This window comes from Zhongshania sp., from assembly GCF_047636175.1.
GTDB lineage: Bacteria > Pseudomonadota > Gammaproteobacteria > Pseudomonadales > Spongiibacteraceae > Spongiibacter.
In genome coordinates this window covers 133,799-142,964 of sequence record NZ_JBLIKC010000010.1, presented here as the reverse complement: position 1 = coordinate 142,964, position 9,166 = coordinate 133,799, and the positions used below count along the sequence as shown (strand labels likewise).

General features: G+C 47.9%; 11 protein-coding genes. 1 reads left to right on the top strand and 10 read right to left on the bottom strand.

What is annotated here, in order from left to right:
• Positions 1 to 469 precede the first annotated feature (469 nt).
• From ACI955_RS08225 to ACI955_RS08205, 5 genes are all read right to left on the bottom strand, one after another.
• Positions 470 to 697 carry a hypothetical protein gene (locus ACI955_RS08225; RefSeq protein ID WP_415243255.1) on the bottom strand — a complete coding sequence of 76 codons (228 nt, stop codon included), beginning with the start codon at positions 695 to 697 and terminating at the stop codon, positions 470 to 472.
• 338 nt (positions 698 to 1,035) lie between these two features.
• Positions 1,036 to 1,302 (bottom strand): hypothetical protein, encoded by a 267-nt coding sequence (locus ACI955_RS08220; RefSeq protein ID WP_415243254.1) that lies wholly within the window; start codon positions 1,300 to 1,302, stop codon positions 1,036 to 1,038.
• Between the two features lie 123 nt (positions 1,303 to 1,425).
• Complete coding sequence (locus ACI955_RS08215; protein WP_415243253.1) at positions 1,426 to 3,306, bottom strand: TonB-dependent receptor; 1,881 nt, start codon at positions 3,304 to 3,306, stop codon at positions 1,426 to 1,428.
• A 49-nt stretch (positions 3,307 to 3,355) separates the two neighbouring features.
• Positions 3,356 to 3,640 (bottom strand): hypothetical protein, encoded by a 285-nt coding sequence (locus tag ACI955_RS08210; RefSeq protein WP_415243252.1) that lies wholly within the window; start codon positions 3,638 to 3,640, stop codon positions 3,356 to 3,358.
• Between the two features lie 12 nt (positions 3,641 to 3,652).
• Positions 3,653 to 4,192, bottom strand: coding sequence for a hypothetical protein (locus ACI955_RS08205; protein WP_415243251.1), 540 nt, complete (start codon positions 4,190 to 4,192; stop codon positions 3,653 to 3,655).
• 115 nt (positions 4,193 to 4,307) lie between these two features.
• Between ACI955_RS08205 and ACI955_RS08200 the strand changes: the two genes are divergently transcribed.
• The gene (locus ACI955_RS08200) at positions 4,308 to 4,889 is read left to right on the top strand and encodes a TetR/AcrR family transcriptional regulator (protein ID WP_415243250.1); all 582 of its coding nucleotides are present in this window, start codon (positions 4,308 to 4,310) and stop codon (positions 4,887 to 4,889) included.
• A 305-nt stretch (positions 4,890 to 5,194) separates the two neighbouring features.
• On the opposite strand, the gene ACI955_RS08195 is transcribed toward ACI955_RS08200, so the two are convergent.
• The 5 genes from ACI955_RS08195 to ACI955_RS08175 all read right to left on the bottom strand — a co-directional run bounded on the left by ACI955_RS08195 (position 5,195) and on the right by ACI955_RS08175 (position 9,051).
• Entirely contained in the window at positions 5,195 to 5,356 is a 162-nt protein-coding gene (locus ACI955_RS08195; protein ID WP_368375669.1) for a hypothetical protein, read from the bottom strand.
• A gap of 588 nt (positions 5,357 to 5,944) precedes the next feature.
• Complete coding sequence (locus ACI955_RS08190) at positions 5,945 to 6,421, bottom strand: GFA family protein (RefSeq protein WP_415243249.1); 477 nt, start codon at positions 6,419 to 6,421, stop codon at positions 5,945 to 5,947.
• Between the two features lie 577 nt (positions 6,422 to 6,998).
• Positions 6,999 to 7,304: a glutathione S-transferase family protein gene (locus tag ACI955_RS08185; RefSeq protein ID WP_415243248.1), complete on the bottom strand. Its 306-nt coding sequence runs from the start codon at positions 7,302 to 7,304 to the stop codon at positions 6,999 to 7,001.
• Between the two features lie 122 nt (positions 7,305 to 7,426).
• Positions 7,427 to 7,738, bottom strand: coding sequence for a glutathione S-transferase N-terminal domain-containing protein (locus ACI955_RS08180; RefSeq protein ID WP_415243247.1), 312 nt, complete (start codon positions 7,736 to 7,738; stop codon positions 7,427 to 7,429).
• Positions 7,739 to 7,851: 113 nt separating this feature from the next.
• Positions 7,852 to 9,051, bottom strand: coding sequence for a winged helix-turn-helix domain-containing protein (locus ACI955_RS08175; RefSeq protein WP_415243246.1), 1,200 nt, complete (start codon positions 9,049 to 9,051; stop codon positions 7,852 to 7,854).
• Between the last annotated feature and the right edge of the window lie 115 nt (positions 9,052 to 9,166).

Below are 9,166 nucleotides of genomic sequence, written 5' to 3'. Positions count from 1 at the left end.
TAGTGGTCAAGTAAAACTGGCCACGTTTAGTGGCTAATCCAAAGCTTCCCCTCGGCGGTATTTGGGCTTAAGTCACGGTAATATTGATGCGGTCTTGTTTGGCTGTCATCACCAACAAGGTATTGCGAAATAGATTACTGGGTATTGATAATATGCCAATAACCCAACGCTTTGAACTACGCTGTTTTTAAGCGCCAAACATTGCGCCATCGGCGTATTGTTCCAACGTTTATCTCGACGACGTCTTACTTAATGAGTTAGGCGATAAAAGACCGCTCATCATTATAAAAAATATAAGTATAGTGGTCGGCCTTGTTGCTGAAAAACTAAATAAAAGATAATTAGAATCGCTAGAATATAGCTGCGCTTTTTTATGCTTCATTAAGTCACGAGCAAATTTTAGCGTTTATCTAGAGTGAGAAGTGCAGTGATAATACGCGAATTTATATTCCGTGTAGAACGCCGAATATCAAACTTCAGCAAGCATTGCGAAATGGACGGCCAGTCCCGCGTAGAGTAAAGCCAAGACCATTGTGCCCCAGCCGTAGGCCGCCTGACGCTGGGTGAAATTGGTTTGGCAGGTGCCAATCATTGCGGCGGTAAGCAGGCTTGCACCCAATGCAGCGAAGATTAGCTGCCAGAATCCGGCTAATAATAGTGGGGTGGCGATAAGCTTCAATGTGTCGGCAACGCGCATAAGCTAGGGGTAGCCAAAGTTATCGAATTCATCGCGCATGTGAGGGTGGCCGAATACTTTCATTGCGCCCGCAATACTAAAAAAAAAATAAATACGATCTGCATGATGCTTGCTGCGATATCCATTAGACAGCACCCTTATAGGCTGTTTTGCTAAGCGAGCGCCCGTGAGTTTGAACCCAAGTTCTATTTAAATATGTTAAGTGCGCCAATATGCGTGTGGCTCAAAAGTAAGATGGCGATGAAAATTCCAGTGAAAAGCTTGGCATCACTGGAGTAGGCGCCGGGGATATCTTCTTTAGTACAAATGCGGCCCTTTATTATTATTTTGAAGCGATCTTAAAGACTGACACTGAGCTCTGCGGTGATCATTCTGGGAGGCATTAAAAATCCCATATGTGAACCTTCGAAGATGGGTAGGTCAGCGGTGAATTGGCGGATGAGTTTATTTTCTAGGTTTTTAATATGAATCATAAAGCGCCAACGTTCCTGAGGATCGACCAAGCCAATATGTAAATTCACTAGCGAGTAGGCGGTTTGGGTATCGATGGGGTCGAGGTCTAGGTCAAAGAAAATATCGTCGCGCCAGCTGTAATCGGCGCCCAAGACCAGCGCTAATTTATTATCTATGAGCGGTACTGCAGTGTGGAAGCCAAAATTGGCGCTGTATTTTGGCGCTCTGGGTAGTTGCTTGCCGGTGAGGTCGCAGGTGTCATCTGATGATCCAGCCTAACAGGGGCCATCGGTATATTCATCAAATAAGGCATTGGTATAGCCAGCACTGGCGTAGATCATGGTGCCGCGCCAAGGTTGGAAGTTAATGTCGAACTCCAGCCCTTCGGTAGTTGCTTTGGCCGCGTTGCTGACTAGAAAGCCATTGCCAATGAATGCTTGAATCTGCATGTCGCTAAACAGGGTTTGAAAGGCTGCCGCATTGGCCGTTAGCGCGCCATCTAGGGCGGTAATTTTATAGCCAAGTTCGTAGGCGATGGCGGTCTCTTGATCAAAACCGGATTCGTCGGCAGTGCGGGCTAAAGGATTGTAACCGCCTGCTTTAAAGCCTTCGGAGTAAGACGCATAGATCATCCGATCGTCCCATGCGTACTTTAGCGACAACTTGGGGGCGACGTTGGATTCATTTCGCTTGTCGCGCAAGGTGTACTCGGTGACGCCAAAGGCGCTCTGTAGCAGCAGGCCGGTTTGCTCGTAGTCCTGTACCAGATCAACCGTTTTGATTTCTTTGGAGGCGCGCAGTCCGGCAATGGCGCTGAGTCGATCACTGATATTCCAGCTTAGTTGAGTGAATAGGGCCAGTGTGCTGGTGTCTTGCTGAAAGGTTTGGATTAAGGCGTCGGTGGTAGCGCTATAAAGCAGGGGGTCAAGAATATTGCCAAGTGGGCCGGTGATGGGTGCAAGCTGATCAGCCAGTGTCGACGATAGAGCATTTAACAGCACCGCGCTGACAGCGGGATTGGGTAGCATACGCAGATCACCATCTAGGTGATTGTCTGAACGAAAGCCAAAAGCGCCCACTATGTATTCTAGTTTTCCCGGTGCTGAGGTGAAGCGAATTTCCAGCATTTGTTGATCGTATTCGGTTTGCCGATCCCAGTCGGCAATGGGGGCAGGGCCGGTATCTGCGTCAACGTACAAAGATTCGGTCATTTGTGCATGACTGACGATGATCGTCAGTAATTGCTCACCGAAATCCCAGTTAGTATCTAGGTTAATAACCGTCGATTCGCTGCTGCTGGCGTTGTCGCTATTGCTGTGGCCAACATAATCAAAGCGATCTTCTAGGGTGGCGTCGAACAGTCCGTGGACGGTGGCCGCGTCTGGCTGTAACACAAAGGGTTCCCAGCCTTGGCCGTTGTCTTTAGCTTCACCGCGATACAGGGTTAGGACAAAATTAAGATCGTCGCTGGCGTCGAATAGTAGTTTGCCGCGAAGCCCCTGTTTATTGACTTGCTTCTCATCGACAGTACGGACTGAATTATAAACATAGCCATCTTTGGTATGGCTGGTGGCGGCTAAGCGAAGCGCGAGTTTGTCTTCGATGACAGGGGCATTCACGGTGGCGCTAATTTCCTGATTGCCAAACTCGCCGCCGGTGATTGTCGCCCCGGCCTGCCACTCGTGCTGCGGATTTACGCTGGTCACGCTTATGGCGCCTGCCACGGTGTTTTTGCCGAACAATGTGCCCTGCGGGCCCTTTAATAATTCGACGCGTGAGAGGTCAAGAAAGGCGTCTTGTAGAAAGGCGAGCTTGCCGTAGTAAATGCCATCTACATAGAAACCAACGGATTGCTCCATGCCATCATTTATCGGCGAATTCAGGCCGCGCATACCCACTTGTACATAGCCTGGGGTCATATTGATATCGGTGTTGGGGCTGGCGAGGGCGACGTCTTCAAAAGACTTTATAGCGGAGGCCTGCATGCGCTCCGCGCTTATTACCGATACCGAGAGTGGAACATCTTGTGCCGATTCAGCACGTTTTTGCGCAGTAACAATGACTTCTTCTATATAGTCTCTGCGTTTTTTTTCTTTGATGTCTGTCCAAGCGCTGCCGGACGCGATCAGAATAGCTAACAGTAGAATTATTTTCATTATTATGGTCCGCGTTAGTAGTTTTATTCTGCAGTTTGCTCGATTTTTTCTAACTCGATTTTCCCAAACTGGATGTTCTCAAACTGGGTGTTCTTAAACAAAGTCGCGCCATTTGCCAGTAGGCGTAGAGCGAAAACACAATGGCGGTGGCGGCAACGTATATTCCCCTTTGCAGTGAAAACGCCATTGGGTCGGCCGCCAATAACAGACGGCAGAGATCAAAGACGGGCCACATAATCAGCAAAATATATAAGCCCATCGCGATCGCAATAAGGCGAATTTGATATGAGCTTACTGCAAAGTGATGCGACAGGGCTTGTTTGTCATTAGTCATATTAGGTCTTATCTACATAGGTTTAACAATAGCGAGATACAGCACGGTCATACCGCCAATGGCGATGACTGGCGTAGTGATAATCAGGAACCACCAGTGGCGGTGAATGGCTAGCTCATAGCGCGGTGAATTAAAACTGTCGCCGTCAGGAAGGCTGCGGCGTATTTTGGCTTTATTGCCGCCAAAGTGAGAGAGCCAATAGTCAAAGCCTTCAATGGGTAAAAAAACCAGAACGACAATGGTGAGCTTCATAGCAAGCCAATAAGATTGTGGCCCCCAGCCACTAATAAGTAATAGCGCTAAACCTGAAATGAGTACCGCAGGGAAGGCGGTGTGCTCAAGTATCACGCCGTCATCGAAACGCTCCATTGCCCAATTTCGTTTCTTTATATGGTCTATATCGTCGGGGTTTGCCTGCCACGCGCGCAGCACAGGCACTAAATAATTTAAATACGCGACCGAGGTACTCCACAGCCAGAGTGTGGCAAAGCTGATATGTATAAATTTGATGTGTATATAGTGGCCAGCCAGCCATTGGCTCAGTGTATCCATGCTCGTATTAGCGTCCGGGTTTTTATTGTTATGGTATTTACTGTTAATCTTTAAGACCGTACCATACGGTATGGTGTGCAATATAGTCAAGAGTGTTGACAATTTTGAGGTCCGCATGAATACGAGTGTTACAAAGCCGTCAAACAGGCGTAAATCGATACAGGATTTTGTCACCGAGGCCTTTGAGATTCTTGCAGAGGGGGGAACGGCTGACGCCTTAACAATAGACGGCTTATGTTCGCGTCTGGGTGTTTCTAAGGGCAGTTTTTACTGGCACTTTAAAGGCCGTGGTCCGCTAATTGATGCCTTGGTCGACGCATGGTCAGGTAATTTCCACGTTGCCATTCACAGAGCGATTAAGGCGCAGACCGCCGGCAATGGACGCACGGTTATCGAGGAAATCAGTCATTATTGGCTAAGCAGCAATATGTCTAGGCTCGACCAAGTGATGCGCCATTGGGCGCAACACGATGAAGGTGTTTATAAGGCCGTATGTCGGGCTGATGAGCTGCTGCTTAATTTCTTAAAGAGCAATATTGAAACCCTTGCTTATAGTGAGGAGGAGGCGCATCGCCGGGCAAGATTGATGATGGCTATTGGGATTGCCGAACCCTTGCTTACCCATTTGCCCAAAGCGGGCGCCGACGACAAAGAGCTACAGTGGATACTTGATCGCGTACTTGGCTTAAAAAAATAGCAGGCGGGGCTTACGCAAGCACCGTATTAAGGCTGCGATGACTTTAAATAACTTAGGGCTTTTCAATGCAGATTGTGCGGAAGCTAGCTGATTTGACGGAATTAATTGAAGTGAGCCATCAACGCAATCGCCGTAGTTTTACGTAGTCGTTTTTTTGACCTGTGGTATGTGTGAGCACTTTGCCACCTTCTGAGTTATCAGAAAGTATCTACCAAGGTGGCGGCGCTGCAATTTGCTAGGGGTGTTACTTGTTTCTATCTATCCTAGGTCTTGATGCTAGGCCTTAGCACCAAGGTTTTAAACTACTAGGCCTTTTTTGCTTCAGGCTGTTTAGTCGGGGGAGGAACGATCTGGCCACTGACGCCTTTGACGACATATTGAACCGCGCCACCAGACTTTAAAAAGGCAGCCGTTTGTTCCTCAATAGTGGCAGTAGTAACGATATCTTTTGCGGGTGTCTTACTCATTCTATATTCCTTGTTAAATATTGGCTTGTTTACCCGCTTTGATAATCGCTACTATCTGAATTAGGGCAAATCTCGTTGTAGTGAATAATGAAGTTCTATTCCCGCTGTCACCATTACGAAAATACTGTGTGAACCTAGTTTGACCACAGCGAATGTAGCGATATTCGCTTCGATCGTTGTTATTTCGCGTATCGTTTATGCTGCCGATATGAGATGCATTGGTATATCTGGCGTGTATTAACGCTGTCCTTGTCATACTTCGTTGATACAGTATACAGTTTTTTCGGTGTCTCTATCGGGAAATTTTTAGTTGTCCCTTCTGTAATCGCCTTATGTCAACTGCCAACACGGCCTTCATTATTTTTTAATAATGTGCTCCGCAGCTCTATTCATGCGCTACGAGCGTCCTAGAATTGGATGGCTGCGATACCAATTTTGTGTGGTGAGTGTTTGCGACGATGCTGGGCTATTGCTGAAGAGGGAGAGATTAGATGACGGTTTTTCTCATCGGGCGGGATGTGATCCAAGCGCCACTGACACAATTCACCTATACAAATGTTTGGCGTCGCCTCCCTTTGTCGCTGCGGCTTATTTTGAGCTTGCCCGGCCGCCTAGCAGCGATACTATTAATTTGTGTCCAAATGCAGCTTGGCTTTTCCAGTAGCCATTAAACTTTGCTAGACCATCGTCAACGTCCGACACGCGACTGTTGTAGAACATATGCAGGGCCGGATCGACTACACAGTCTTGATGAAGAGTATTCGTTGGGATAATAATTAACTTAGCTAGCAGCGGAATTTGTAGGAATTCTACCGCCGGGCTTCCACAGGATTTGCACTTTCCTCGCTGTACCGCTGGCGGTGGCCGATAGGCTTTGTACTCTAAAGACTCGGGGCTCGGTAGAACCACATTTTTAGCCATGTAAATACTGATGTCGGCGAAGGCGGCTTGATTGAATTCTTGGCAAATAGTGCAGTGGCAGTAACAACGTAGTAGCGGCGAACCTTGAACCGAAAAGGTGGTTTCCCCACACGAGCACTGACAAACATACTTGTTTTCTGGCATGTACTACCTCCGTTATCTTTAACTTATGGCCACCACCGATTAGTTATTAACGCGGTTTAGACTCTGGGTAATTACCCGCAGTACAACGTCGCGGGTCTTCACGTTTAATTCCTTTACTCGCTTTATTCTTTAAGTATTAACTGGTTTTTTCAATATCTACAGATCAACTTTTTAAGGTGATTGCCGGCGACTTCTCTCACGGGTTTTGCTTTTTCTAGTGCTGCTGCTGTTTTTGCGGGTGAAACTCAAAGCCAGAAAGACGTGTGTTAGCAAATACTGACTGGCAACTTGCCCATATCGGCCCGCAGCAAAATCGTCAGCTCCGTTGATAGATCAAGCGCTGATGTGGTGACTCTTTCTTTGTCGCCAGCGACGCTTGGCGCTGGCGCGATGCAAAGGGCTATGATGGTCGCCAGCACCGCTAAGCCAGATTTTCGAAATATCGCGTCAGACGTCGCTTTCAGACGCTAACAAATAATACCTTATTGCAACGGCATTATATGTGGCCGGCGCTTATCTTGCTTAAATTAGTCGGGACCTTAAAAGTCCACAGCAATGACTTTTGAAAATATCGGGATCACTGCACTCTATCTTTAAATAATCGCAAAGCATACTGGCCGGCGCTATGCGCTCTGAATTTTTCCACATCGGCTCTAGCATCGACAGGCAGTTCTTCGAGGGTAGGTAATCTTATTCCGTATTCTGGCGGTAGCAGTATCGCGGCCGCCATACTCGCAAACGCAAGATCAGCGGCGGTGAATTGCGAGCCACATAAAAATGGCCGACCATCACTCAGTAATTTTTCGACCCTATCGAAGGCTTGCTCAATGATCTCGCGACCGGCAATAATATTGCGTTCAGATATTTTTCGATGCCTACTCAAGTAGATGCGTAATACCGGAAAATATAAGGTGCCAGTGCACGCTGCTAAGAGGGTGTCATTTGAGCCGCAGTGCGCAAGACGTCCTTGTTAGGTACTTTTAACCAGTGGAAGTACACCCATCTTCAAGACTCAATGCCCAGACTCTCGTTAAAAAAATGTTTTAAGGCGTCAGCCTCTGCAATGATTTCTGGCGGATATAGTTTTTGCTCTGGGGCAAGCCTCTGATCTAGGTATTTAAGAATGTCGGTGGAATCTGCGGTAACTTGGGAGCCACCGACTAATAATGGAACCATACCCTTTGATTTGAGGCCGCGCACCGCCCAGCAGTGAAAAACTTGTAGGTGTGCTTCTTCAGAATAGGCAATCTCAGCCGGCTCTAAACCCCATCGCGCTTTCTCGCAGTAATGGCTCATGGGAATAGCGATTAGGCGCATGGTTCAACTCCGCCAGAAGAATAATGTGATAAGGAAGATGCGGGTGGACGCTGCAGTCTTGCGCTATACCTCTACATTGCCGCTCCCTTTTGATATGCTTTTTATTAAGATTTTTACGGTGCTATCTTTGCGAATGCCGTTTCTAGTATCGCCTGGTAGCTCTTAGGACTGGTTTTATGCAAGCTGAGCTGCCTACAGTGATTGAATTGCATAAAGCTGGGTAATTTTCTGCACAGTGCGCGCGCGAGTCCGTCGATATTTTCCAGTGACGACTCCGCGGCGAGATGAAGAATATGTAAGTGTGACTCGCGTCTGTCCGCCTTGCAGTCCATTCGGGCCACAAGTTTTCCATTCCATAATATCGGTAGCGAGAAGTAACCGTACTGACGTTTATTCTCCGGCACATAGCATTCTATCAAGTAGTTAAAATTGAACAGTGTTTGCATACGCTTGCGCTGAATAAGCAAATTATCGAAGGGTGACAATATAGATAGTTTGTTGCGCGCTAGCGGTGTATTTAGCAGGGCTAGCGACTGGGGCAAAGCGACGTATTGATGGCCGCTGACGTCGAGCTGCACTAACTCACCGTCCGCCAGCATACTCTGCAGGGAAGTGGCGATAAGCGGTTTAGTGTTTTTTCTTAGGTAGCTTATTTCGGCAGGCTGGCCCAAGCCATTAGCCTGTAGATAGCGGCTAACCAGAAAACGGCCATATTCTTCTGAAGTGGGCGCCGTGGTGTTAACAGTGGGGCCTAATACGCGCTCGGTGAGATCGTATACTTTATGAAAACTCCGCCGCTCTGAGATCATCAGGTCACCGCGCATATAAAGACACTCGAGTGCACGTTTGGCGGGTTTACTTCGCCACTCACCTAGCTTCTCACCGCGATATTCGAAGTCCTTTGCCATCAGTGGGCCCTCGCTAGCAATACGTTTTAAGACTGCTTTCATCAGTGGCTTGTCAGGTTCGTACCAGTGGCCTTGCTCGCCACTCACGATGGCGTGCTTTCGCGGCAAACTGTAGCGATAGTCTCGCATTGGCAGGTATGCGGCCGCATGAGACCAGTATTCAAAGACCTGCTTGCTGGCGAGCAGCTGATCGAGTTGATTCGCATTGTAACGGGAGTTTCGGTTCCACAGCGTGTGGTGATGGGCGCGTTGAATGGCTGAAATAGTGTCGATCTGAATGTAGCCAAGATGTTCGATAGCCGACAAGGTAGCGGCGATTGCGCTGCCGCTTGGCGCAGCCGTCGCTAGTTGCTGAGAATGTAAAACCAGTTTTCTGGCCTGTTGAACAGAGAGTGAAGCGCTCATGCAGTAAGACTTTATAAGGGTGGTGAGTAGGGTGGATGTTTAGTCTGGATATAAAACCTCAGGGCTTAGGTCTACGTCGCCATTATTCGGCTGATATTTGCGATGCCGTTGTGCC

Bases quoted from the DNA above. Each gene is read 5' to 3' on its own strand.
- ACI955_RS08180 (WP_415243247.1), bottom strand. From the start codon at position 7,738: ATGCGCCTAATCGCTATTCCCATGAGCCATTACTGCGAGAAAGCGCGA.
- ACI955_RS08215 (WP_415243253.1), bottom strand. From the start codon at position 3,306: ATGAAAATAATTCTACTGTTAGCTATTCTGATCGCGTCCGGCAGCGCT.
- ACI955_RS08190 (WP_415243249.1), bottom strand. From the start codon at position 6,421: ATGCCAGAAAACAAGTATGTTTGTCAGTGCTCGTGTGGGGAAACCACC.
- ACI955_RS08195 (WP_368375669.1), bottom strand. From the start codon at position 5,356: ATGAGTAAGACACCCGCAAAAGATATCGTTACTACTGCCACTATTGAG.
- ACI955_RS08225 (WP_415243255.1), bottom strand. From the start codon at position 697: ATGCGCGTTGCCGACACATTGAAGCTTATCGCCACCCCACTATTATTA.
- ACI955_RS08200 (WP_415243250.1), top strand. From the start codon at position 4,308: ATGAATACGAGTGTTACAAAGCCGTCAAACAGGCGTAAATCGATACAG.
- ACI955_RS08210 (WP_415243252.1), bottom strand. From the start codon at position 3,640: ATGACTAATGACAAACAAGCCCTGTCGCATCACTTTGCAGTAAGCTCA.
- ACI955_RS08205 (WP_415243251.1), bottom strand. From the start codon at position 4,192: ATGGATACACTGAGCCAATGGCTGGCTGGCCACTATATACACATCAAA.
- ACI955_RS08175 (WP_415243246.1), bottom strand. From the start codon at position 9,051: ATGAGCGCTTCACTCTCTGTTCAACAGGCCAGAAAACTGGTTTTACAT.